At 62.5% G+C, this 22,869-nt stretch carries 22 protein-coding genes; 10 read left to right on the top strand and 12 right to left on the bottom strand.

Translation table 11 applies throughout. From position 1 onward, the window contains the following. The first annotated feature begins 154 nt into the window (after window positions 1-154). Together emfA and queF are read left to right on the top strand one after the other, a co-directional pair. Complete coding sequence (gene emfA, locus AC13QO_RS02065) at window positions 155-1,069, top strand: CDF family cation efflux transporter EmfA (RefSeq protein WP_285191405.1); 915 nt, start codon at window positions 155-157, stop codon at window positions 1,067-1,069. After that, the gene (gene queF / locus AC13QO_RS02060; RefSeq protein ID WP_488539787.1) at window positions 1,069-1,533 is read left to right on the top strand and encodes a preQ(1) synthase; all 465 of its coding nucleotides are present in this window, start codon (window positions 1,069-1,071) and stop codon (window positions 1,531-1,533) included. Before emfA ends, queF begins: the two co-directional genes overlap by 1 nt. Window positions 1,534-1,669: 136 nt before the next feature. Here the strand turns inward: queF and AC13QO_RS02055 are convergent, their stop codons facing one another. Further along, on the bottom strand, window positions 1,670-2,431 hold the full coding sequence (locus AC13QO_RS02055; protein ID WP_488539786.1) for a DUF2076 domain-containing protein: 762 nt from the start codon (window positions 2,429-2,431) through the stop codon (window positions 1,670-1,672). A 231-nt stretch (window positions 2,432-2,662) separates the two neighbouring features. On the opposite strand from AC13QO_RS02055, the gene AC13QO_RS02050 reads away from it, so the two are divergent. The 3 genes from AC13QO_RS02050 (at window position 2,663) to leuA (ending at window position 6,688) form a co-directional block, all read left to right on the top strand. Further along, window positions 2,663-3,247, top strand: coding sequence for an ATP-dependent Clp protease proteolytic subunit (locus AC13QO_RS02050; RefSeq protein ID WP_011426306.1), 585 nt, complete (start codon window positions 2,663-2,665; stop codon window positions 3,245-3,247). 149 nt (window positions 3,248-3,396) lie between these two features. After that, entirely contained in the window at window positions 3,397-4,626 is a 1,230-nt protein-coding gene (locus tag AC13QO_RS02045; protein WP_488539785.1) for a benzoate/H(+) symporter BenE family transporter, read from the top strand. Between the two features lie 343 nt (window positions 4,627-4,969). Next, window positions 4,970-6,688 (top strand): 2-isopropylmalate synthase, encoded by a 1,719-nt coding sequence (leuA, locus tag AC13QO_RS02040; RefSeq protein ID WP_488539784.1) that lies wholly within the window; start codon window positions 4,970-4,972, stop codon window positions 6,686-6,688. A 345-nt stretch (window positions 6,689-7,033) separates the two neighbouring features. On the opposite strand, the gene AC13QO_RS02035 is transcribed toward leuA, so the two are convergent. From AC13QO_RS02035 to AC13QO_RS02020, 4 genes are all read right to left on the bottom strand, one after another. Continuing rightward, window positions 7,034-7,873 (bottom strand): anti-sigma factor family protein, encoded by an 840-nt coding sequence (locus AC13QO_RS02035; RefSeq protein WP_488539783.1) that lies wholly within the window; start codon window positions 7,871-7,873, stop codon window positions 7,034-7,036. Between the two features lies 1 nt (window position 7,874). Beyond that, entirely contained in the window at window positions 7,875-8,384 is a 510-nt protein-coding gene (locus AC13QO_RS02030) for an RNA polymerase sigma factor (protein WP_285191411.1), read from the bottom strand. A 185-nt stretch (window positions 8,385-8,569) separates the two neighbouring features. Continuing rightward, a complete protein-coding gene (locus tag AC13QO_RS02025; RefSeq protein ID WP_085778938.1) occupies window positions 8,570-9,130 on the bottom strand; it encodes a tetratricopeptide repeat protein in 561 nt (186 codons plus the stop codon). A 158-nt stretch (window positions 9,131-9,288) separates the two neighbouring features. Beyond that, window positions 9,289-10,197, bottom strand: coding sequence for a metallophosphoesterase family protein (locus AC13QO_RS02020; protein WP_488539889.1), 909 nt, complete (start codon window positions 10,195-10,197; stop codon window positions 9,289-9,291). Window positions 10,198-10,267: 70 nt separating this feature from the next. On the opposite strand from AC13QO_RS02020, the gene AC13QO_RS02015 reads away from it, so the two are divergent. Next, window positions 10,268-10,747, top strand: a complete 480-nt coding sequence (locus tag AC13QO_RS02015) for an NUDIX domain-containing protein (RefSeq protein ID WP_085778936.1) — start codon at window positions 10,268-10,270, stop codon at window positions 10,745-10,747. Between the two features lie 83 nt (window positions 10,748-10,830). Here AC13QO_RS02015 and AC13QO_RS02010 read toward each other — a convergent pair whose 3' ends face one another. Beyond that, complete coding sequence (locus AC13QO_RS02010; RefSeq protein ID WP_488539782.1) at window positions 10,831-11,841, bottom strand: glutathione S-transferase family protein; 1,011 nt, start codon at window positions 11,839-11,841, stop codon at window positions 10,831-10,833. Window positions 11,842-12,118: 277 nt separating this feature from the next. On the opposite strand from AC13QO_RS02010, the gene AC13QO_RS02005 reads away from it, so the two are divergent. Beyond that, window positions 12,119-12,619 (top strand): GNAT family N-acetyltransferase, encoded by a 501-nt coding sequence (locus tag AC13QO_RS02005; RefSeq protein WP_285191414.1) that lies wholly within the window; start codon window positions 12,119-12,121, stop codon window positions 12,617-12,619. Here AC13QO_RS02005 and AC13QO_RS02000 read toward each other — a convergent pair whose 3' ends face one another. Genes AC13QO_RS02000 through AC13QO_RS01980 form a run of 5 tightly spaced genes read right to left on the bottom strand, consistent with a single transcriptional unit; the run spans window position 12,620 to window position 19,869 of the window. Further along, window positions 12,620-13,036: a GNAT family N-acetyltransferase gene (locus AC13QO_RS02000; RefSeq protein WP_488539781.1), complete on the bottom strand. Its 417-nt coding sequence runs from the start codon at window positions 13,034-13,036 to the stop codon at window positions 12,620-12,622. It abuts the gene before it with no gap. A gap of 4 nt (window positions 13,037-13,040) precedes the next feature. After that, window positions 13,041-15,113 carry a hypothetical protein gene (locus AC13QO_RS01995; RefSeq protein WP_488539780.1) on the bottom strand — a complete coding sequence of 691 codons (2,073 nt, stop codon included), beginning with the start codon at window positions 15,111-15,113 and terminating at the stop codon, window positions 13,041-13,043. Between the two features lies 1 nt (window position 15,114). Then, window positions 15,115-17,928: a DUF4159 domain-containing protein gene (locus tag AC13QO_RS01990; protein ID WP_488539779.1), complete on the bottom strand. Its 2,814-nt coding sequence runs from the start codon at window positions 17,926-17,928 to the stop codon at window positions 15,115-15,117. Further along, window positions 17,925-18,845: a DUF58 domain-containing protein gene (locus AC13QO_RS01985; RefSeq protein ID WP_488539778.1), complete on the bottom strand. Its 921-nt coding sequence runs from the start codon at window positions 18,843-18,845 to the stop codon at window positions 17,925-17,927. Before AC13QO_RS01985 ends, AC13QO_RS01990 begins: the two co-directional genes overlap by 4 nt. A 13-nt stretch (window positions 18,846-18,858) precedes the next feature. Then, a complete protein-coding gene (locus AC13QO_RS01980; protein ID WP_183704720.1) occupies window positions 18,859-19,869 on the bottom strand; it encodes an AAA family ATPase in 1,011 nt (336 codons plus the stop codon). Window positions 19,870-20,027: 158 nt separating this feature from the next. Between AC13QO_RS01980 and AC13QO_RS01975 the strand changes: the two genes are divergently transcribed. Genes AC13QO_RS01975 through AC13QO_RS01965 form a run of 3 tightly spaced genes read left to right on the top strand, consistent with a single transcriptional unit; the run spans window position 20,028 to window position 22,548 of the window. After that, entirely contained in the window at window positions 20,028-20,651 is a 624-nt protein-coding gene (locus AC13QO_RS01975) for a DUF1285 domain-containing protein (RefSeq protein WP_488539777.1), read from the top strand. Then, window positions 20,648-21,298, top strand: coding sequence for a CoA pyrophosphatase (locus AC13QO_RS01970; protein WP_097596961.1), 651 nt, complete (start codon window positions 20,648-20,650; stop codon window positions 21,296-21,298). The genes AC13QO_RS01975 and AC13QO_RS01970 overlap by 4 nt, the downstream gene beginning before the upstream one ends. Continuing rightward, the gene (locus AC13QO_RS01965) at window positions 21,295-22,548 is read left to right on the top strand and encodes a CCA tRNA nucleotidyltransferase (RefSeq protein WP_488539776.1); all 1,254 of its coding nucleotides are present in this window, start codon (window positions 21,295-21,297) and stop codon (window positions 22,546-22,548) included. Before AC13QO_RS01970 ends, AC13QO_RS01965 begins: the two co-directional genes overlap by 4 nt. 71 nt (window positions 22,549-22,619) lie before the next feature. On the opposite strand, the gene AC13QO_RS01960 is transcribed toward AC13QO_RS01965, so the two are convergent. After that, on the bottom strand, window positions 22,620-22,805 hold the full coding sequence (locus AC13QO_RS01960; protein ID WP_064806262.1) for a DUF1059 domain-containing protein: 186 nt from the start codon (window positions 22,803-22,805) through the stop codon (window positions 22,620-22,622). Window positions 22,806-22,869 lie beyond the last annotated feature (64 nt).

Raw genomic sequence — 22,869 nt, 5'->3', positions numbered from 1 at the left:
ACTGGCTGTGAAGGGACCCGTCATTCTCTTTGACAAATCCTCCATCATCGCCCATATCAGCCGCAACTGGGCCGCCTGCGCGACATTCGCGTGGGCGGTTTTGCATTTCAATGGCTTGGACCCTGCAATTCATTCGCAACCGCAGGAGGACGATATGAGCGACAACGGCGATCTTACTGTTCAAAAGCTGGCGATGTGGGGTATTCCGCTGTCCCTCGGCGTCATGGGCCTGAAGATGGTGGCCTGGTGGGTGACCGGATCGGTGGCGTTGCTGTCGGACGGGCTCGAATCGACGGTCAACGTCGTGGCCGCCTTCATCGCCTTCTTCGTCATCCGCTACGCGCAGAAGCCGGCCGATCACGACCATCCTTTCGGCCATCACAAGGCGGAATATCTCTCAGCCGTGACCGAAGGCGTGCTGATCGTCGTCGCCGCGCTGCTGATCGTCAAGGAGGCGATCAGTTATCTCGCGGAACCGCGCATGCTCGATGCGCCGGTGCTCGGTCTTGCGATCAATATTGCCGCCGGCCTCATCAATGCGGTCTGGGCGCGGCTGTTGATTCGGACCGGACGCAAACATCGCTCGGCGGCGCTGGCGGCGGATGGGCAGCATATCATGTCGGATGTGGTGACATCCGTCGGCGTGCTCGTCGGCCTGCTGCTGGCGCTGGCGACGGGTTATGCGATCTTCGACCCGGTTCTTGCCATTCTGGTTGCCATCAACATTCTCTATCAAGGCTGGAAAGTGATCTCGCAATCGATCAGCGGTCTGATGGATCAGGCGGTCGAGCCGCAGGAAGAGGAAGCGATCAAGCAGGCTATCGCGACCCATGCGGCGGGTTCGATCGGCGTGCATGACCTGAAGACGAGGCGCGCTGGCACCGTCACTTTCATCGATTTTCACATGGTGGTGCCCGGCACTATGTCCGTGCGGCAGGCGCATGATATATGCGACCGCCTTGAGGATGCCATCAGAGCGGTGCATGAGGGCGCCAAAATAGCCATTCATGTGGAGCCGGAGGGCGAAAAGGCCCATGGCATCCGCGTTAAAGTCATCAAGGAGGCATGATGCCGAATACCGATGTTTCCAACCTGTCGATGCTAGGTCAGCAAACCGAAACTGCGAAATCGCCGGAAGAGGCGGTGCTGGAGAAAGTGCCGGCCAATCATGCCGGCACCGACTATGTCGTGCGCTTCACCGCGCCGGAGTTCACCTCTCTCTGCCCGATGACGGGGCAGCCGGATTTCGCCCATATCGTCATCGACTACATCCCAGGCGAATGGCTGGTGGAATCGAAGTCGCTGAAACTCTTCCTGTTTTCCTTCCGCAATCACGGCGCCTTCCACGAGGATTGCTCGATCTACATCGCCAAGCGCATCGTCGAACTGCTCGACCCCAAGTGGCTGAGGATCGGCGCTTACTGGTATCCGCGCGGCGGCATTCCGATCGACGTCTTCTGGCAGACGGGCAAGCCACCGGAAGGTGTGTGGCTGCCGGAGCAGGGTGTCGCCACCTATCGTGGACGTGGGTGAGGAGCGGTCGGGCAAAGCCCGAGCAATCGATCCAGTGAATCGATTGCAGCGACGAACGCCCTGAGCTTAAAGCGAAGGGCGGGGATACGGTGCGGCAATTGATTACAAACTGCCGCCCATTTCTGCTCGATAGACCTCAAACATCCGTCACGTCGTCGCCGGACGAATCATCACCATAATCATCGCCGTCATCGTAATCGGCCTGCTGCAGGTTGTCGTCATTGTCATTGCCGGCAATATCCGCGGCCTGACGGACGTCGTCATTGCCGTAATAATTGTTGATGATGGTTTCCTCGGTCGGGGCGGCTGCATTGCCGAAGGGGTTGGCGCCGAAGGGTGAGCCCCAGCCGAGCGAGGACATGTGGTTGCCGAAAATGCCGCTCAGGGAGTTGGCAAGCAGCATGCCGCCGGCAACGCCCGCGGCCGTGCCGAGCGCACCTCGCAGAAAGCTGCCGCCGGCAGACGGCGCGTAGGCCTGCTGACTCCAGGGGCCGGTGGGCTGCTGCGGCGTCTGGCGATCGTAGCCGCGCGGCTCGTCATAGGCGCGGGACGGTTGCCCCCAGGGGCCGGGGTTGGAGGGGACAGGCGCGGGCTGCTGCGTCTGGGTATTGCCGAAGATTGAGCTCAGGAAACCGCCGCCCTGTTCGGCCTGGCGGTGCTCGCTGGCTCCGGCTTCAAACTGCCGGACGCGCTCCTCAAGTTCCTTGATGTGGTTGGCGGCCGCTTCCAGCCCCTTTTCCTGCACGATGACGGCCTGGGCGAGATAATAAGTGGCGGACGGCTGCTCGCGCGTCGCCTGGTCGATCAGAGCTTCGGCCTCGCGGTCGCGCGGCTGGCCTTGCGCGGTGCGCACGCGATCGAAGAGGGCGGTCAGCAATTGGCGTTCTTCCGGTGACATGTCCGGTCTCCTGTTCATCTCTTTTGGCGATTGCCATGTGAGAGGTGAGGTAGGAACCGATTCCGGCTTTTCAAAGCCTTCCACCGTTACATTTCAGTAAGGCTTGCGGAACAGTGCGCGGCTTCTTAAGGATATCTCCACCGCTTCGGTGCCTTGTGTTTTTCCCGCATTGTTTTAGGCATTGAGTCGCACTATGTGCGAGGAACCCGAATTCATCTCCGAGAGGTTCGAATGAACGACGAAGAACAGGACGACAAGACGAAGGAACTGCCGCTCGGCAAGGAAACGGAGGCGAATCTTTTCAAGTCGCGTTCGATCTTCATCTATGGACCGATCAACCAGGAACTGGCGCAGAAGGTCTGCTCGCAACTCGTTGCACTTGCTGCGGCCAGCGACGAAGACATTCGCATCTATGTCAATTCGCCCGGCGGTCACGTCGAATCCGGCGATTCCATCCATGACATGGTCAAGTTCATCAAGCCGAAGGTCTGGATGATCGGCACCGGCTGGGTCGCTTCGGCCGGCGCGCTGATCTATGTCGCGGCTCCCAGGGAGAGACGCCTGTGCCTGCCGAACACGCGCTTCCTGCTGCACCAACCGTCGGGCGGCACACGCGGCATGGCATCCGACATCGAGATCCAGGCACGCGAGATCATCAAGATGAACGAGCGCCTGAACAAGATCATGGCGGAGGCCACCGGCCAGCCGCTCGAGAAGATTGCCAAGGACACGGATCGCGACTACTGGCTCTCGGCCGAAGAGGCGAAGGACTATGGCCTTGTCTCGCGCATCGTGACGTCGCAAGCCGACATCTGAGTTTTCTCGACCGAAACCTTCGAAACGCCCTTGCCTGCCGACCGCAGGTGAGGGCGTCTTGATTTCGGTTATGCTTGCGGTCATTGACCGGTAGGGCTGGACGGAAAGCCCTCCATCTGGACTTGCGCGGGCGCCAACCATCATGCTCCATGCGCCATTCCAGCAGCTCAGAGTCCGCCATGCTCAAAGATTTTTCCGTCCAGCCCCTGTTCATGGGTCTGCTTACCGCTTTCGTCGGCTCCGCCAGTTCCTTCGCCGTCGTGCTGCATGGGCTGCAGGCGGTGGGTGCAACGGATGCGCAGGCCGCTTCGGGGCTGATGGCGTTGTCGATCTCCATGGGCGTCTGCGCGATCGTGCTCAGCGCCGTGACTCGACTGCCGATCAGCATCGCCTGGTCGACGCCGGGGGCGGCGCTGCTCGCAAGCACCGGCGCAATCGAGGGCGGCTTCAATGCAGCGGTCGGCGCATTCCTGATCTGCGCCGTGCTGATCATCATTGCCGGGCTGTTCAAGCCGCTCGGCCGGGCGGTCGCCGCCATTCCCGCGCCGCTCGCGAATGCGATGCTATCAGGTGTGCTGATCGGCCTCTGCTTTGCGCCGGTAAAGGCGATCGGCTTCAATCCGCTGCTCGGTCTGCCGATCGTCATTTCCTGGATCGTCGTCGGCGCCTTCAAGCGGCTCTGGGCGGTGCCGGCCGCACTCGCCGCCTTCGTGCTGGTGCTCGCCTTCGGCGTCGACATTCCCGACGGCGCTTTCGCCTCGCTCGAACGATCGCTGGTGCCGACGGCGGAACTCGTGCGGCCGGTATTCACCCTGGCGGCCTTCATCTCGATCGCGCTGCCGCTTTTCATCGTCACCATGGCCTCGCAGAACATTCCCGGCATCGCCGTCCTAAAAGTCAATCACTATGATCCGAAGCCGGGTCCGCTCTTCGCCGTCACCGGCTTCTTTTCGTTGCTGTCGGCGCCTTTCGGCGGCCATGCCGTCAACTTGGCGGCGATCACCGCGGCAATGTGCGCCGGGCATGACGCGCATGCCGATCCCAAGCGACGCTATTGGGCATCGCTGATCGCCGGCGTCGGTTACGTGATCCTCGGGCTGCTCGCCGGCGCGGTCACGGCCTTCGTCGCCTTGGCGCCGCCCATTCTGATCGAGGCGGTGGCGGGGCTGGCGCTGGTCGGGGCCTTCTCATCCTCGGCGATGTCGGCCTTCCAGGCGCAGGAATCGCGCGAGGCGGCGGCGATCACCTTCCTCGTCACTGCATCCGGCGTTTCCTTCGCCGGCATCTCGGGTGCCTTTTGGGGACTGATCGCCGGCGGGCTGATGCTGGCGCTGTCGCGGCTGGTGAAGATGTCGAAAGATCGCGCTCGGCAGAAGTAACGGAAAGCCGGCAGGCTGAGAGGGCTTGCCAGGTTCACCGCCCAACGCTATAAGCGCGGCCATGAAGACCTCTGGCGCCAAGATTTCTGATACGATTGCACGCGGCCGCATCGCCCTGCGTGACGTCTCGAGCGCCGTGACCTCGCTTCTTCTCCTCGGCCTTACGCGCGGTTGCCGGGTCCGTTGAGGAGCGCCCGGCGGCCGAAAGCCCGCCCGGTATCGCTCCTCGCGACTCACTTTCAAAATTGACCCAACGACCGACGAAGGTCCGCATTTGTTTATCGCCAAGTCCGATGCGATCGGCTAAGAGGCGGGGCAAATGCCGGCACGAGGAGACAAGACAATGGACAATACCAACAGCCGATCCTCCGCGAAGGGCATGCCCGATGCCGCGATGAAGTACCGGCCCTATCCGCAGGTGAATATTCCCGACCGCACCTGGCCGACCAAGACCATCACCAAGGCGCCTGTCTGGTGCTCGGTCGACCTGCGCGACGGCAATCAGGCGCTGGTCGACCCGATGGGCCACGACCGCAAGGCCCGGATGTTCCATCTGCTGCTCGAGATGGGCTTCAAGGAAATCGAGATCGGTTTCCCCTCCGCCTCGCAGACCGATTTCGATTTCGCCCGCTGGTGCGTGGAAGAGGGTAACGTGCCCGCCGATGTCTCGTTGCAGGTGCTGGTACAGTGCCGCCCGGAGCTCATCACCCGCACCTTCGAAGCGCTGGAAGGCGCAAACCGGCCGATCGTGCATTTCTATAACTCGACCAGCGAGCTGCAGCGCCGCGTCGTTTTCGCCAAAGATGTGCAGGGCATCAAGCAGATTGCCGTCGACGCCGCCAAGATGATCACCGACATGGCAGCCAAGGCCGGCGGCGGCTATCGTTTCGAATATTCGCCCGAGAGCTTCACCGGCACCGAGCTGGAGGTGGCGCTGGAGATCTGCAACGCCGTCATCGAGGTCGTCAAGCCGACGCCGGACAACAAGCTCATCATCAACCTGCCGTCCACTGTCGAGATGGCGACGCCGAACGTCTATGCCGATCAGATCGAATGGATGTGCCGCAATCTCGACAATCGCGAGAACCTGATCGTATCGCTGCATCCGCATAACGACCGAGGCACCGGCATCGCCGCCGCCGAGCTGGCCTTGCTGGCAGGCGCCGACCGCGTCGAAGGCACGCTGTTCGGCAATGGCGAGCGCACCGGCAATGTCGATGTCGTGACAATGGCGCTCAACATGTTCACGCAGGGCGTCGATCCGGGGATCGACTGCTCGAACATCGAGCGCATCAAGGAAGTGTTCGAATATTCGAACCAGATGACGATTGCCGAGCGTCACCCTTATGTCGGCGAGCTGGTCTATACGGCGTTCTCCGGCTCGCATCAGGATGCGATCAACAAGGGCATGAAGGCGGCACAGGTCGCCAACCATCCGGTCTGGGAGGTGCCGTACCTGCCGATCGATCCGCGCGACGTCGGCCGTTCCTACGAGGCGATCATCCGCATCAACTCGCAGTCGGGCAAGGGCGGCATCGCCTATATCCTGCAGCAGGATTATGGGCTCAACCTGCCGCGCAACCTGCAGGTCGAATTTCGTGAGGATATCCAGCGCATCACCGACGTGGAGGGCAAGGAGCTTCCCTCGAAGCGCATCTACGACCGCTTCATCGAGCGCTACGTGACGCAGCCCGAGGCGCGCCTCAAGTTCGTCGACCACCACACCTATCCCGACACCGAGCGCAAGGGCCAGCGGATCGTTGCAGCTGAAATCACCGACAATGGCGAGATCAAGCGCATCGAAGGGCGCGGCAACGGTCCGATCGACGGCTTCATCAACGCACTGTCGCATTATCTCGGCATCGAGATGTCGGTCGAGGATTATTCCGAGCATTCGCTACAGCACGGCTCGAATGCGGCGGCGATCTCCTATGTCGAGACCTCCTATCCCGGCGGCAAGCTCTTCGGCGCCGGCATCAATACCAACATCGTCGCGGCATCGCTGGAGGCGATCGTGTCGGCTGCGAACCGGGTGCTCGAAGTGAAGGCTGGCAGGGCTTGATCTGCGAAGGGTTCAGGCCGCGATCGTTTTGGTACGGCGCGGCCTGACGATTCGGTTGATTTCGTTGCGTCTTCGCTAAGCGAAAGCAGCGAATGGCCGTGTGGCCCCCTCATCCGCCCTACGGGCACATTCTCCCCGCTGGGGAGAAGAGGGAGCGAGTGGCGGCCTAACGTCCTTCGGCGCCCTCTTACGAATGAGAGGGAGCGAGACGTTGCCGCATATCCCTTCTCCCTAGCGGAGAAGGTGCCGGCAGGCGGATGAGGGGCGGCTGATGCTGATGGTCGATTTTGCCATTTACCGCCTCAGCTCCGCTGGCAGTCGTTCACCTCATACGACAGGCGGCAATCAAATCGCCGTGGCAATCTTCATGGCGAGCTGGCCGAGGGTGGCTTCGGCGGAGGGGCCGGCGAGAACGTAGGAGGTGCCGGCATTGTGCCAGGTGACCAGGCCAATCTCGTCCTTGATCGTTTCCTTGAAGTCGTCGGTCTCAGGCGGCTGCGCGTCCTTCCGGAAGCAGATGGAGATTATATCGCCGTCGCTGTTGGAATAGACGAGCTGACCGACGGGGCGATTGTCGCCGAGAATTATGCGGGCACCCTGGAAGGTCCAGGATTCGGCGCTGAGATCCGGCACACGGAAAGGCACGCCGATGACGGTCGTCAGCCAGCTGGAGATTTCTTCGGCCTGCGATGCCGGCACTTCGACGAGGTGACGGGGTTGGCGGATCAGCAGGCGTTGATAGGCTGTGACGTCGCCGAGCCAGTTGTTGGTATTGGCGGGCGCCGTGGCGGTCGTGGTGGCGATCTCGTCGGCATCCGGGGTGGCGCCGGCAAAATAGCCGATGCCGCAACCGACGACGAAGAGGATAAGAGCCGCTGCCAGCGCCTGCGGGCCGCTCGGGGCCAGTTTCACCTGGGGGCGCATGGCGCGCTGGGCGATCGGCGTCTTTGGCGGCTGCGTGCTCTTGATCGAGCGGACGAGGGCGAGCGGCACCGGCTCCTTCAGGACATCGTCCAGGCGGCGGCGGCCGAAATCGGCGCCATGACGCAGCTTTTCATGCAGACGGCGCGCATTCTCGTCGGTTGCCAGGCGCTGTTCCAGTTCGTGCCGTTGTTCGGGAGAGACCTCGCCGTCGAGAAGGGCGGTGAGCTGGGCTTCGAGCGGCAATTTCCTAAGATCGAGCAATTCAGTACCTGTGGATGGGGTGGGTGCCGGCAAGCCCGGCGAAATGCAGCCTTGCGGTGGCAAGCTGGGAGACGACGCTTGCCGTCGAAATGCCCATGATCTCGGCCGCCTGCTGATAGCTGTGGCCTTCGACATCGACGAGCAGGAAGATCGAGGAAACACCGTCCGGCATTTCGGCGATCATGCGATGGATGGCGTCGGGATCGACCGAGGCCGAGCGTTCACGGGCAGCCTCTCTGATGTCGGTGACGTTGCCGCGTGCCGACGCCTTCGGCTTCCGCTTGCGGCTGTCCTCCGTCCACTGCTGGCGGGCAAGCGTATATACCCAGCTTTCCAGTCTGCCCTCGCCACTCCACTGATGCCCCTTGGCAATGGCACGCAGACAAACGGCTTGGACAAGTTCATCGGCCACGCCAGCCTCGCCTGCGAGCGTGATCGCGAAGCGGCGAAGGTGGGGCAGAAGGCCGACGAGATCACGCCGGAGGTCGATGGTCGTTGCGGGCTGACGCATTGTCTATCCAAGAAGCATTCACAATGGTTTCGCGGACGAAAGCTTCGGCATCGGACGCGAAACCGGCTTTGTCGGCACCGGAGATGCAGATGCTTTATGAAGCAAATCCACTGCGCTTCGCAAGCATCCGGTCATCTTATCCCCTTTCCCAAGGGGTTTTCCTAATCTAGCCCGCAAAGCTTGCGTCAATATGTCCTGTAACCGTTCAAGCTTTGCAGCAGAGCGCGGTAGGCCCAGGTGTCTTCGCCGCCGCGGTCGCGAATTTCGACGAGCTGAACGCGCGCCCCCTGGATGTCTCCTTGTTCCACCAGCGCCATACCCATGTAGGAGCGGGCGAGAATATAATTCTCATCCGCCTGCAATGCCTTGCGGTAATAGGACATGCCGAGCTCCATGCGACCGGCTTTGCGGTTCGCATAGCCGAGATAATTCAGAATGCGCGGGTCGTTCTGGTTACGGGCAAGATTGAGCACGGTGATGGCGTTCTCATACTGGCCGGCATAGGCAAACTCGCGGGCGAACTTGTAGAGATCGTCGTCGTTGAAGCTGTTCTTCTTCGGAGTGACGCATTCCTTCTTCTGCTTGTCCCAGACCTTGCCGCCGGTGCAGGTTTTGGTCGTCTGGGTCTTCGGCGGCGGATTGGTGTCGTCGTTGCTGTCGCCGACCGCGAAGGCGGCGCTCGCCATGCCGAGTACAAAGCCGGCGGCAAGTGTTGTTCTGCACAGGCGATGGAAGGGGGAAGTCATTGGCGGCTCCGTTCTGAGGCGATGCAGTCGGTCGGATTGTACGCTTACCGGTAAAAATACCAAGAGGGTAGGCCGCCTCCATTACAAATGTTGCGACGGTGGCGAAGCGCTTTCCGAGATTGATTCAAGTGCCGCATAAAAAGAGTCGGAAGTCAGCGCTAAGGTGCGAAAATATCGACGCTTTCCGACATCATCGCATCGCCTGTCCTGTTCAGGCTGAAGCGCTCGCCGGTGAGTTCCCAGGCGCCCGGAGAGCCGTCGATGGAGAAGAGGTTGTAGGCGGCCGGCGGCTTAATGCTGCCCGGTCCCTGCGAGGCCGACGCGATGCCGACGACCGGCACCGGCTGCACCTGGCCGCGCAGCCAGTGGAGCGTGTTCAGATGCGTGTGGCCGTGCAACACGAGCTCGGCGCCGCCGGTCGAAATCACGGCCGCGAAGCGACGGATGCCGATCATGCGTTTGTGAAAGGCGGTGGCGCCGCGGATCGGCGGATGATGGATCATGACGACGCGGAAGAGACCGGCTTCGCCGGCCGCGCGCAGCATGTTCACCGTATCGCGGGCCTGGCGAGCGCTGAAAAAGCCGGAGGCGGCGAAAGGGGGCGTGGCGACTGCCGTGGAGCAGCCGACGATCGCAACTTTGTCGCGGACACGTAGATAGGGAAAGATGCGGCGGTCTTCCTGCCATTGCGGCGAGGCGAGGTCGCCGCGGACATAATCGTACCAGGCGCGCATCGATTTCTCATAGGCACCCGGCACATAGGCGTCGTGATTGCCTGGAACGACCGAGGTGTCGGCGGGATCGCCGAGCGCGCGCAGCCAGGCGGCGGCGGCGCGGATCTCGATGCCGCTCGCCAGGTTGACGAGGTCGCCGGTGACGGCCAAATGATCGGCCTGTTGGGCGCGGATGTCATCGAGCAGCACATCGAGAGTGCCGCCGAAAAGGTGCTTGCGTCGATTTCGATGCCAGTTCACAAAGCCGGTTATGCGTTTTGAAAACAGCTCCTGTATGGAAAGACGGGGCAGCGGTCCAAGATGGACATCGGAAATATGCGCGAGCTTGAACATGCTACGAGACATAGACCAGCTTATTGACAAATCAAACACATCCGGCGCGATGAAGAGCCGAAACGGAACGATGGTGGATAAAGAGAAGCGGCCCCCTCACATCAGGCTGGCCCTGCGCCTCCTGCATGTCTATTTCTCCTTCGCCCGCGGCATGACCATGGGTGTCAGGGCCGCCTGCTTCGATAAGGATGGGCGGATTTTCCTCGTGCGCCACAGCTATGTCGGTGGTTGGCATATGCCCGGCGGCGGGCTGGAGCGCAATGAGACGGCCGAAGAAGCGTTGGTCAAGGAACTGCGCGAGGAGGGCAACCTCAGAATCATCGGAAAACCGCAGCTGGTCCAAGTCTATTTCAACACCACGACCACCCGGCGCGACCACGTCGTATTCTATCGCGTAACCGTCGAGCAGACGGCGCCGCGGCCGCCGGATTGGGAGATTTCCGACAGCGGGTTCTTTTCGCTCGACAGCCTGCCCGAGGGCACGACCGAGGCGACGTATCGCCGCCTCGCCGAGCTTCGGGGCGAGCAGGAGCCTGACCATCGTTGGTGAGAAGCTTCAGGCTGCATTCAGCCGCTGCATAATTTCTTAAATCGGAATCGATTTAAGAGTAAATTATGCAGCAATTTAAAGTTCTACAGCGTCCTTTGCGCCTCTAAAAAGACGCGCGGCGCTGCAGCGCGGCCATGCGGGCTGTCGAGATCGAGCGCCGGGCCGGCGGGGACGATGCCGGTCGGGTTGATCGCCTTGTGACTGCGGTAGTAGTGCTGCTTGATGTGCTGCAGGTTTACCGTCTCGGCAACGCCTGCCGTTTGATAGAGATCCCTGAGATAGCCGGGCAGATTGCGATAATCGGCGATGCGGCGGATGTTGCACTTGAAGTGGCCGACATAGACCGGATCGAAACGCACCAGCGTGGTGAAGAGGCGCCAATCGGCCTCGGTCAATCTGTCGCCGAAAAGGTAACGGCCCCTGCCCAGGCGTTCGTCGAGAATGTCGAGTGTTTCGAACAATTTGACGACATTTTCCTCGTAAGCTTCTTGAGTTGTGGCAAAGCCCGCCTTGTAGACGCCGTTATTGACCGTGTCGTAGACGGTGGCGTTCAGCGCGTCGATCTCGGCACGCAGATCCTCCGGGTAGAAATCGGCCTTCGAGCCCGTCAGCCCGTCGAAGGCGCTGTTGAACATGCGGATGATCTCGGCCGACTCGTTGTTGACGATCGTGCCGGTCTGCGTGTCCCAGAGGACGGGAACCGTGACACGGCCGGAATAATGTGGATCGGCCTTGGCATAGATTTGCCAGAGGGTGGCCGCGCCGTAGAGGTGATCTCCGGTAGCTCCGTCGCCCACTTTGAATTCCCAACCGTTTTCGGCCATTAGTGGGTCGACGACAGAAACCGAGACCAGGTCCTCCAGTTTCTTCAGCTTGCGGAAGATCAGGGTGCGATGCGCCCAGGGGCAGGCGAGAGAGACATAAAGATGATACCGCCCGGCCTCGGCCCTGAAGCCGCCGCTTCCGGAAGGTCCAGCCTCGCCGTCTGCCGTCACCCAGTTGCGAAATTGCGAGGGCTGACGTTTGAAGTGGCCCTTGCTTTCCTTCGTGTCGTACCAGACGTCATGCCAGACGCCGTCCACAAGCATTCCCATGATTCATTCCCTGGTTGCCATGTTGGAATTGATGTTAGCTGAGATAGTGGGGCTTTGCAGGCGGTAAAGATCGAACAGTGCGTCACGCCCCCGACGCCAGCAGGCTCTGGTGTGCATTTTGCGTTGGACGGCGGAAATTTTTCCTGCTATCGGCCTTTTCACGATTTGAGGAACACCTGCCTGATGTTCATTTCCAGAAACCTGCGACGACGCTGATGCTCCGAACGCCAAGGGCGTGTTCGAGACCCATCAATCTGTCCAACCGGTTTCTGTCATCATGTACAAGCACGATCTCGTCTACCTCACCGAAGACGCGTCCCACGACGCCGCCATCGAACACATCAATGAAGAAGCCTTCGGTCCGGGCCGCTTCGCGCGGGCTGCCGCGCGTATCCGCGAGCAGGGGCCGCATGACCTGTCGCTCTCCTTCATCTGTGCTGACGACGGCGAGACGATCGCCTCCGTGCGCATGACGCCGGTGCTGGCCGGCACGGTGAAGGGGCATCTTCTTGGCCCGCTTGCCGTTCGACCCTCGCACAAAAATATAGGTATCGGCAGGGAACTGGTGCGGATCGCGGTGGAAGCTGCGCGGCGCAAGGGTTCGGAAGCCGTCATCCTCGTCGGCGATCCGCCCTATTACGGTCCGCTTGGCTTCGAGAAGGTGGCCTATAACGCGCTTGCCTTTCCAGGCCCCGTCGATCCGGGCCGGGTGCTGGTCGTTCCGATCGCCGAGGGCGTGCACGAGCGGCTGAAAGGTATGATCGCCTGGCGCGGATGATCAGAGCTTTTTCCGGAGGAAGCTGCGCGTGCGACCTTCCGGGAAATTTTCAAGCTCGCCGAAGACTTCATAACCGTGGCGCAGATAGGCGCGGAGAGCCTGCGGGTTGAAGGTATCGATCCAGGCGCCACGGCATCCTCGCGTCTTGGCCTCGTCTTCCGCTTTTGCGAGAATCCTGCCGGCTATGCCCGTTCCGCGTAGCGTATCGGGGATATAAAGCAACTGGATGAAGAGCCAGCCCCAGGCGGTAAAGCCCGACAGGCCGCCGGTCACCTTGCCGTCGGTATCGCGGATGAGGACGGCGAGCGGCTGGCGGTCCGAAGGGCCGACATCGCTGTTATTGAAGGCCGAGAGCGCATCGGTAATTGCCGCGAGTTCCACAGCCGAAGGCGATGCCGTGAGCTCGAACTCCGGCATGCGACTATCGCCCTTCGCGCCACCACATGGCGCCGAAAGCGAGCAGCAGGATGCCGACGCCGGCGAAACCGGCAAAGAGCGGCAGCGTGTTGATTCCCTTCAGGACCGTTTCGTTGGTCATGCGGATCATCATTCGCTCGTTATCGGAGACGCGGACCTGGCCGCGCACCGGCAGGATAGGCGGAACGCTGATTGCGCCCTTTTCGCTTGCGACGCGGGTCACGAGACCTTTGCTCCTGTCGACGACAGGCTTCAGCACATCGGTCGTCGAGATCATCGCCTTGAATTCCGGCGCATCGACAGCGCCGATGTGCACAAGCGTCGATAACTTGCCGTTACGGATTTCGAAGAGGCCGACCTCGTTCATGCGTTTCTCGGCCTTGTAAAGCCCGGGTTCTGTCTGGGTGAGCGGCAAGGTTTCGGTCTTGCCGGAGGGATAACGCACGGTGGCGTTACCAGGATTGTCGCCGATTGTCTGGCGGGTGACTTCAAGGGTTCGGCCGGAGGCGCGCGCCGTCAACGCTTCTTCCTCGAGCGCTGGTTCCTTCATCAGCCAATGAGCGATGCGGCGATACAGCGAGACATTTGGACCGCCGCCTTCGAAGCCGCGCGCCCAGAGCCAGCCCTGATCGGAAAGCAGCATGGCGACACGGCCCTGGCCGGCACGGTTCAGCACCAGCAGCGGATGGTTGTCGGCGCCAACCATGATCGTTTCGCCCTGCGGCCGTTCGACATCGACGCTGCGGAACCAGCGGCCCCAATGCGGCGGGTCCTCGCCGGAGCCGTCCAAGCCGCGCGTGACCGGATGCTTACGCCCTTCCTCGGAGAGTCGAGGATAGAAGGCCTTCTCGATCATCCGGCCCGTCGGCTCTGCCGGCAGCACGGAGGCGAGCGGCGTCATCGCGATCGACTCTGGGCTCGCATGTTCCGGGCCGGCGGCGATCAGCAGCGCGCCGCCGTTCTCCACGTATTGGGCGATGTTGTCATAATAAAGCATCGGCAGCACGTTGGCACGGTCCTGATAGCGGTCGAAGATGATCAGGTCGAAATCCTTGATCTTGTCGATGAAGAGTTCACGCGTCGGGAAGGCGATCAGCGACAGCTCGTTGATCGGCGTGCCGTCCTGCTTTTCCGGCGGACGCAGGATGGTGAAGTGAACGAGATCGACCGAGGCGTCGGATTTCAGGAGGTTGCGCCATGCGCGCTCGCCGGCATGCGGCTCGCCGGAGACCAGCAGAACACGCAGATTCTGGCGGATGCCGTCGATGACATGAACGGCACGGTTGTTGGCGGCGGTGACTTCACCGGGAAGCTCGGCGACGGAAAATTCGAGCACATTGCTGCCGCCACCCGGAACCTTGAAGGAGAAGGGCGTATCCTGACCGGGCGTTGCCTGCAAGGTAGCGATCTCGTCGCCGTTCAGCTTCACCGTGACGTCGGCCGTGCCGCCGGGGCTCGGACCATCGTCAAAGACGCGCAGGACGACCTGCTGCTCCTCGTTGACGATGCCGAAGCGCGGTCCCTTGATGACTTCGATGCGACGGTCGAATTCCTTGGGCTTGCCGGTGACGAGACCATGGATCGGCGCATCGAAGCCAAGCGCCTGATTGGCGGCCGGGACATCATGGACTTCGCCGTCTGTCAGTATGATGGCGCCGCCGATGCGGGCGGAAGGGACGTCAGCGATGTTGGCTGCCAGCGCCTCGAAGAGGCGGGTGGACGGAACGTCGGAATTGATGTCGCCTTCTACATCGATGAAGCGGGGTTCTATCTGGGGGAAGCGGGCAAGCTGCCCCTTCAACGCCACAAGCGCGTCATCGGTCATCTTCGTGCGCTCGGGCGTCTGCTGGCTCTGGCTCCGGTCGACGATGACGGGGACGATCGTCGACAGCTGATCCCGATCCTCCTGCAGCAGTACGGGATTGGCAAGGGCGGTCAGCAGGGCGAGGGCGGCCAGTATCCTGATCCAGGCGCCGCGAATGCCGCGCCAGATCGCAAAGGCGGCGATGAGAGCACTGGCGGCGGCCAGTGCGGCCAGAACCGGCCAGGGCAGGAAGGGTGAAAAATCGAAGGTCATCTCATTGCCCTAACCGTTCGAGGAGGTCGGGAACGTGGACCTGGTCGGTCTTGTAGTTGCCGGTCAGCATGTACATCATGATGTTGACGCCGGCCCGGTAGGCATATTCACGTTGCCCTTCATCCGAGGGCACAGTCGGCAGCATCGGCGTGCCGTTTTCGTCGACTGCCCAGGCGCCGGCGAAATCATTGCCGGTGATCAGGATCGGCGAAACCCCGTCGGCCGTCGCCGCCGATTTTTCGGTCGCTTCGCGGCCACCTTGCCGGGCCTCGATCCAAAGCGGGCTGCCGGCATAGCGGCCGGGAAAGCTCGACAGGAGATAGAAGGATTTGGTCAGCACGTGATCTGAGGGTACCGGTTCGAGCGGCGGGATATCGAGGTTGGCGAGGATTTCCTGCAGCCGCTGACCGTTGGCGCCGACATTGCCGCCATTGTCCAACGCGCTTATCTGGTCGCGCGTATCGAAGAGCACGGTGCCGCCGTTGCGCATATAGGCGTCGATGCGGCTGATGGCGGCCGATGACGGCATCGGCGCCGTTGCCGAAACCGGCCAATAGATGATCGGATAGAAGGTGAGCTCGTCCTTGGTGAGGTCGAGCCCGACGGGCGGCGCCGGCTCCAGCGTCGTGCGGAAGGTCAGGAACTGGGTCAAGCCCTCAAGGCCGCGCTCGGATATATTGTCGACTTCCTGCTCGCCGGTGACGACATAGGCGAGATGCGTGTTGTCAAGCCGCTCCAGAATGAGGTCGTCGCCGGGCCGGGAGTCGTTGGCGTGAAGTGTGCCGGGCTGCACCAGGAAGCCGGCGCCCACCGCGACTGCGATCACGCCCAGGGTGCTGGCGGCCGGGCGCAATCGCGAAAAAGCGCCGTTCATGAAGAGAACGACCACGCTGTCGGCGAGCAGCAGCAGAAAGGCGACCAGGAAAAGAACCGGCTTTGCCGACCAGCTTTCGCCGCCAATCAAGCCTTCGCGCATGGCATTGGTTCCAGCGGTATCGAGCGGCTTCAGTTCGGCATTCTCGGGCAGCACGTTCAATGAGGTGAAACCGTCTTCCGAACCGTAGAGGCCAGGCGGATTGTCGAAATCCGCCGTCGGTTCGGCTCCGGCCCTGGGGATCAGAGGTCGCGCCGAGCCAGTCTCGGAGACGAGCACACCCTTGGCCGTCAGCATGCGGTAGGGCGGAAGGGTCTCGGAGACATGCGCGCTGCTGCGCGCCTCAGACGTCACACCGCCTGAGCGCGATATCTGCAGGAGGTGACGCAGCATATCGACGAAAGTGCCCGAGATCGGCAGATCGGACCAGGTCGCTTCCGCGGTGACGTGGAAGAGGACGATCTGGCCGGATGCCAGCTGCTTCATCGTCACCAGCGGCGTGCCGTCGGCGAGGCTTGCCCAGGTACGTTCGGCAAGGTCGGGTGTCGGCTCGGCAAGCACCTGCCGTCTGACGACCACATCGGCGGGACGCGGTATGCCCGCGAAAGGCCCGATGCTCGGAAATTCGGCCAGTGACTGCGGTTCGCTCCAGGACAAGGTGCCGCCCAGCGCCCGTTCTCCCTGGCGCAGGATGACGGGAATGAGCGGATCGTCGGCAGGTGCCGCCGCCATGCGCGGGCCGGCGAAACGCAGGAGCATGCCACCGTTCGATATCCAGCGTGTCAGAGGTTCGTAGGTCTCCTCCGGCAGGCGGCCGATATCTGCCATGATGATGATCGAAGGATTGCTGGCGAGAAGCTTCGGTATGGCCACGGCCAGATCGGAGTCGGTGGGCTGGATGATATCCGCATAGGGCTGCAGCGCCCGCTGGATGTAGTAGAGCGGCGAGAGCAGCGGCTGGAATTCATCGGCTCCGGTACCGGACAGCAGGACGACCCGGCGGCGCTTGAACGCATCGTCGAGAAGGTGGACCGCGCCTGCCGTCGCGCCGTCGTCGACGTTGATGCGGGCGAAATCGTTGCGCATCTCGAAGGGAGCGGTGATCGAACTCGTGGCGACGCTCTGGCCGGGACGGAAATCCACACTGCCGTTGGCAATCGAGCGGCCCTGGGCATCGACGGCGTTCAGCGCCACGGATGCGGGGCGCGAACTGTCGAGCCGCGTGACTTTGACGGTCATGGCATCGGCCGCATTGCTGGCCGCGGTGACGGCAACCGTCTTCGTGGCATCGCCCTCGATCAGGCGCAGATCAGCGGGCTGGAGCTCGGCGAGCCTGCGCACCGTCGGATCATCGGCTTTGGCGGCGGCACCGTCGGTGAGGAAGGCGAGGGTGCCGGGCTTGACGCCGTTGAGCGCCGCGCGCAGCGCCTGGAAGGCGCGCTCGCGATCGGGGACCAGCGGCCGCGGCTCGGCAGCCCGCAGCTTGTCGCGGGCACTCGCTGCCGTGCCGGGCACCGCATCATTGGTCGGATCGGCGGTGAAGGCGATCGCTACCGGCGTGCCGGCGGATTCGGCATCGTCCACCAGCGCGTTAGCGGTCTGGACGCGCCGCTCCCAATCGGGCGATGCCGCCCAGCTGTTGTCGACGAAGAGGACGAGCGGGCCGCCCGATGCCAGAGAATTGGTGCGCGGGTTGAAGACCGGATCAGCAATCGCAAGGATAATGATGGCGGCGAGCAGCATGCGCAGCAGCGTCAGCCACCAGGGGCTTTGCGCCGGCGTTTCCTCGCGTTTCAGCACCGACGCAAGGATTTTCAGCGGTGGAAAGACTTCCGTTTTCGGACGTGGTGGTGTCAGCCGCAACAGCCACCAGATGACCGGCAGGGCGATCAGGGCGCCGAGAATGGCGGGATAGGCGAAAGCGAAGGGAAGGGCGTTCATAGCAGCCCTCCAAGCGTTGCCTTGGCCGGCATGCCGGACAGGTACATGTGGACCGCAACCAGCGCCTCCGAGGCAAGATGATCGGTGCGGTGGGTCGTAAAGGTCCAGCCGAGATGCCGCAGCGACTGACCGAGGCTCTCCCTGCGGGCGAGGTAGGCGTTGCGATAGGTCTCACGGATGTGTTCGGCGCGGCCGGAGATGAGCTTGGCGCCGGTCTCCGGGTCGATGAATTCGGTGCGGCCGCTATAGGGAAAGATCTCTTCAGCGGGATCTGCTATCTCGACCACATGGCCGTGCAGGCCGCGGCGGGCAAGCGGGCCGAGCCGCTCCATGATATCAGGAGCGTCGTCGAGGAAATCGCCGATGAGCACGAGGTCGCTCCAACCGCGGATCATTCCGGTTTCCGGCAGTCCGCCGGTCAGCGGCGCGTGCATGAGCGCGGCTGCGAGGCGTTCGGCGGCATTGCGGGTGGAGGCGGGTTCCATGATACCGGGGCAGCCGATGCGTTCGCCGGAGCGGGCGAGGATTTCGGCAAGCGCCAGCATGACAACAAGCGCTCGGCTTTCCTTGGAGACGCTGCCGTAGCTCGACTTGTACATCATCGAGGGCGACATGTCGCACCAGAGCCAGATGGTGTGCGCTGCCTCCCATTCGCGCTCGCGCACATAGGTATGATCGTCGCGGGCGGAGCGGCGCCAATCGATGCGCGACAGGCTTTCACCTTCGGCATAGGGACGAAACTGCCAGAAATTCTCGCCGATGCCGCGCTTGCGGCGGCCGTGCCAGCCGGCAATCACCGTATTGGCGATGCGCTTGGCTTCCACCAGGCAGTCCGGCATCAGGGCGGCCCGCTGCCTGGCGCGGGAAAGGGCATCGCTGCCTGACGTCGGGTTAACGGTCTGTCCGATAGATGCCACGCGTCCGGCTTCCTTATCCCTTTGCCTGCCTGACCAGTCCGGCGATGACGTCGCGCACCGACATGCCTTCGGCGCGGGCGGCAAAGGTCAGCGCCATGCGGTGCTGGAGAATGGGTTCGGCAAGCGCGAAGATATCATCGAGGGACGGGGCGAGGCGGCCCTCGTAGAGCGCGCGGGCGCGCGCGCAGAGCATCATCGCCTGGCCGGCGCGCGGGCCCGGACCCCAGGCGACGTTCTTGTCGGTCGAGGCATTCCCCTGGCCGGGGCGGGCGGATCGCACCAGCGAAAGGATGGCGTCGACGACCGTCTCGCTCACCGGCATCTGACGCACCAGGGTCTGGATTTCGATCAGCCGCTGCGCATCGATGATGGCTTCCGGCCGGGTTTCGCCGAGGCCTGTGGTCTCGAGCAGGATCTGTCGCTCGGCGGCGAGCTCGGGATAGTTGACGTCGACCTGCAGCAGGAAGCGGTCGAGCTGGGCCTCGGGCAGGGGATAGGTGCCTTCCTGCTCCAGCGGATTCTGGGTGGCGAGCACGTGGAAGGGAGCCGGCAGATCATAGCGCTGGCCGGCGATGGTGATGTGATATTCCTGCATCGCCTGCAGAAGCGCCGACTGGGTGCGCGGCGAGGCGCGGTTGATTTCGTCGGCCATCAGGAGCTGGGCGAAGACCGGGCCTTTGATGAAACGGAAGGAACGGCGGCCGCTGTCGTCCTGATCCATCACCTCGGAGCCGAGAATATCCGAAGGCATCAGGTCGGGCGTGAACTGGATGCGGTTGGCGGCAAGGCCCAGCACCTCGCCGAGCGTGGTCACCAGCCTGGTCTTGGCAAGGCCGGGAACGCCGACGAGCAGGGCATGGCCGCCTGACAGCACAGCGAGGACGGTGTTCTCGACGACGCTCTCTTGACCGAAGATCACTTTCGAGACTTCCCCGCGGATGGCGGCGATATCGGAGAGCGCCCTTTCAGCGGCGGCGACGATCGCCTTTTCATCGAGGCTGGCTTCGGTCTTCATCATACCCACGTGCATCTCCAACGGCTGAAATCATTCGGCAGCGAATCGGCGGACTTATACATCTGCCTCATACTCGATAGAGTTATGGAGATGCGACGGGCTGACAAGTTCGTTACGAATGACTATCTCGTGACTTCACTTCGTTAAGGATAAACCGGGACGGAAGAATGGCAGCCGAAGAAATCAGCGGACAGGCGGATGCGGCGGGGCTTGCCGCGCTGATCTCGCGCGCCTCTGCTGAAAACAGCGGTAAAAAACGCGGGTTACCACCGGTCGAGCGGTGGAATCCGCCTTTCTGCGGTGATATCGACATGGAGATCAGGGCCGACGGCACCTGGTTCTACATGGGTACGCCGATCGGCCGGCCGGCGCTGGTGCGGCTGTTTTCGACGGTCCTGCGCAAAGAGGAGGACGAAAAGACTTACCTCGTAACTCCTGTGGAAAAGGTCGGGATCAGGGTCATCGACGCGCCGTTCATCGCTGTGGAGATGAGCGTGACTGTGCGCGAGGGCCGCCAGGTGCTCACATTCCGCACCAATGTCGGTGATGTGATCGAGGCGGGAGGAGAGCATCGGCTGCGCTTTTCCATTGCGGGCGAGAATGCCGAACTGAAACCCTACCTGCATGTGCGCGGGCGGCTGGAGGCGCTGGTGTCACGCGCGGTGATGTATGAACTGGTCGCGCTCGGCGAGACGGTCGAAGTGGAAGGGCAGACGATGTTTGCAATCTGCTCCGCCGGCGAGGTCTTCCCCGTCATGCCGGCCGATGAATTGGATGCGCTTTGCCGATGAACGATGCGATCACCCAACGTTATCCGCTGTTTTCAGCAGCCGAATTCCGCCGCCGTGCGTTCAATCAGAATGGCGGGCCGGTGGACCATGCCTGGCGCGATCATGGCGACCATGTTCTCAATCCGGATATCGTGGAGGAGGTGGCGACCTTCAAGCTGCGCGACGCCGCCGTGCTCGTGCCTGTTATCGACGACGGCGAGGAAGCGCGTGTGATCTTCACCAAGCGCACGGCGACGCTGCGCAAACATTCCGGCCAGATCGCCTTTCCCGGCGGCTCGATCGATCCGGCCGATATCTCGCCCGAAATGGCGGCGATCCGCGAGACGGAGGAGGAGATCGGCTTGGCCGGTTCTTTCGTCGAAACGGTCGGTAGGTTGCCGAACTATCTCGCCTCGACCGGTTTCCGCATTACTCCCGTGCTCGGCGTCGTCGAGCGGGGTTTCGCGCTGAGGCTCAACCCGGCCGAGGTGGACGACGTGTTCGAGGTTCCGCTTTCCTTCCTGATGAACCCGGCCAATCACCGCCGCGATAGGCGCGTGATCGACGGCATCGACCGGCATTTCTACCGCATGCCCTATGAAACCCGGATGATTTGGGGCATCACCGCCGGCATCGTCCGTACACTCTATGAAAGGCTTTATGCATGACCGGCGTTGCCGACCAGGCATGGTTCCGCGATCCGGCTCTCGCCCGGGTCCTTGCGCTTCTCAATGCCGATAAGGGGGAAGGTCGAGTGGTCGGCGGTGCGGTGCGCAACAGCCTGATGGGCCTGCCGGTCAGCGATATCGACATCGCCACGACGCTGAGGCCTGAAATCGTCATGGAGCGGGCGGCGGCGGCTGGCGTCAAGGCGGTGCCGACAGGACTGCAGCACGGCACGGTGACGCTCGTCATCGATGGCAAGCCTTTCGAGGTGACGACCCTGCGCACCGACGTCGAGACCGACGGGCGCCACGCCAAGGTTGCCTTCAGCACCGACTGGAAGGCCGATGCCGAACGCCGGGACCTGACAATCAACGCGCTCTACGCAGATGCCGAGGGCGAAGTGGTCGATCTCGTCGGCGGACTGGCCGATATCGAAACGCGCAACATCCGCTTTATCGGCGATGCGGCAAGGCGTATTGCCGAGGACCATCTGCGCATTCTGCGCTTCTTCCGTTTTTTTGCCTATTACGGCTCCGGGCGGCCCGATGCGGAGGGTCTGAAGGCCTGTGCGGCGGCGCGTTCGAAACTGAAGACGCTATCGGCTGAACGCGTCTGGTCGGAGCTCAGAAAACTGCTCGGTGCTGCCGATCCCGGCCGGGCACTTCTCTGGATGCGGCAGGTGGCGGTGTTGACGGAAATTCTGCCGGAATCGGAACGCTGGGGGATCGATGCCATCCCTTCGCTTGTCGCCACCGAGAGGGCGCTCGGCTGGGCGCCTGATCCGCTGCTGCGCCTGATGGCGATCGTACCGCCCGATGCGGCGCGGCTGGAGGCGCTTGCGGCCCGGCTGAAACTCTCCAATGCGGAAGCGGCCACTCTCAAGGCCTGGGCGATGGCGGCGCCGGTCAACGATGAAATTTCGCCGGCTGCTCTCGAAAGGCTGCTTTACCGAAACGGCCTCGACGGCATCGTGACCCGGTTGAAGCTTGCTCTTGCTGTTGCGCGTGGCAAGGCTGAGGGCGATCTAGCCGAGATGGCGCGTTCAGCGCGGCTCGGCAAGCTCATGGACCAGGCCGCGAACTGGATGAAGCCGCAGTTTCCTCTGAATGGCGGCGACGTGCTCGCGGCGGGCGTCGCCTCCGGCCCTCGCGTCGGCGAACTGCTTGCGGTGCTGGAAAACCAGTGGGTGGAAGAAAATTTTACGTCCGACCGAACGGCCCTGCTCGCCCGGCTGAAGGAAAATGCGCAATAGCCGACATCGCGCCGCATCGGATGGATGCGGCGCAGCTTCAATGATTGTTGCCAGGGCTCGCTCACCGGCCGTCAGGCGGCGGTGGCTTCGTCACGGATGCGTGCCTTGATGTTATCAACCATGTTTTCGCGTATGATCGTTTCGCCGTGAGCAGTCTTCAAGTGCTCAACGGCGCGGCGAACCACTTCTGCGTCATTATCCGCCCGGGTGTGCCAGGCGCAGCCGGGAACGAGCGTGCCGCATTCGAACAGTCGCATGGTTTTCTCCTCTGTCTGGAGCGCAACGGCCATCGCGCTTTCACGCGATTGATGAAATGTACGT

This window comes from Rhizobium sp. CNPSo 3670, assembly GCF_057784555.1.
Note: the sequence above shows the minus strand (reverse complement) of the source record. Positions and strands in the feature narration are given on the sequence as shown.

Coding starts and splice junctions, on each gene's coding strand:
- emfA (WP_285191405.1), top strand. CDS start 155: ATGAGCGACAACGGCGATCTTACTGTTCAAAAGCTGGCGATGTGGGGT.
- queF (WP_488539787.1), top strand. CDS start 1,069: ATGCCGAATACCGATGTTTCCAACCTGTCGATGCTAGGTCAGCAAACC.
- AC13QO_RS02055 (WP_488539786.1), bottom strand. CDS start 2,431: ATGTCACCGGAAGAACGCCAATTGCTGACCGCCCTCTTCGATCGCGTG.
- AC13QO_RS02050 (WP_011426306.1), top strand. CDS start 2,663: ATGAACGACGAAGAACAGGACGACAAGACGAAGGAACTGCCGCTCGGC.
- AC13QO_RS02045 (WP_488539785.1), top strand. CDS start 3,397: ATGCGCCATTCCAGCAGCTCAGAGTCCGCCATGCTCAAAGATTTTTCC.
- leuA (WP_488539784.1), top strand. CDS start 4,970: ATGGACAATACCAACAGCCGATCCTCCGCGAAGGGCATGCCCGATGCC.
- AC13QO_RS02030 (WP_285191411.1), bottom strand. CDS start 8,384: ATGCGTCAGCCCGCAACGACCATCGACCTCCGGCGTGATCTCGTCGGC.
- AC13QO_RS02025 (WP_085778938.1), bottom strand. CDS start 9,130: ATGACTTCCCCCTTCCATCGCCTGTGCAGAACAACACTTGCCGCCGGC.
- AC13QO_RS02020 (WP_488539889.1), bottom strand. CDS start 10,197: ATGTTCAAGCTCGCGCATATTTCCGATGTCCATCTTGGACCGCTGCCC.
- AC13QO_RS02015 (WP_085778936.1), top strand. CDS start 10,268: ATGGTGGATAAAGAGAAGCGGCCCCCTCACATCAGGCTGGCCCTGCGC.
- AC13QO_RS02010 (WP_488539782.1), bottom strand. CDS start 11,841: ATGGGAATGCTTGTGGACGGCGTCTGGCATGACGTCTGGTACGACACG.
- AC13QO_RS02005 (WP_285191414.1), top strand. CDS start 12,119: ATGTACAAGCACGATCTCGTCTACCTCACCGAAGACGCGTCCCACGAC.
- AC13QO_RS02000 (WP_488539781.1), bottom strand. CDS start 13,036: ATGCCGGAGTTCGAGCTCACGGCATCGCCTTCGGCTGTGGAACTCGCG.
- AC13QO_RS01995 (WP_488539780.1), bottom strand. CDS start 15,113: ATGACCTTCGATTTTTCACCCTTCCTGCCCTGGCCGGTTCTGGCCGCA.
- AC13QO_RS01990 (WP_488539779.1), bottom strand. CDS start 17,928: ATGAACGCCCTTCCCTTCGCTTTCGCCTATCCCGCCATTCTCGGCGCC.
- AC13QO_RS01975 (WP_488539777.1), top strand. CDS start 20,028: ATGGCAGCCGAAGAAATCAGCGGACAGGCGGATGCGGCGGGGCTTGCC.
- AC13QO_RS01970 (WP_097596961.1), top strand. CDS start 20,648: ATGAACGATGCGATCACCCAACGTTATCCGCTGTTTTCAGCAGCCGAA.
- AC13QO_RS01965 (WP_488539776.1), top strand. CDS start 21,295: ATGACCGGCGTTGCCGACCAGGCATGGTTCCGCGATCCGGCTCTCGCC.
- AC13QO_RS01960 (WP_064806262.1), bottom strand. CDS start 22,805: ATGCGACTGTTCGAATGCGGCACGCTCGTTCCCGGCTGCGCCTGGCAC.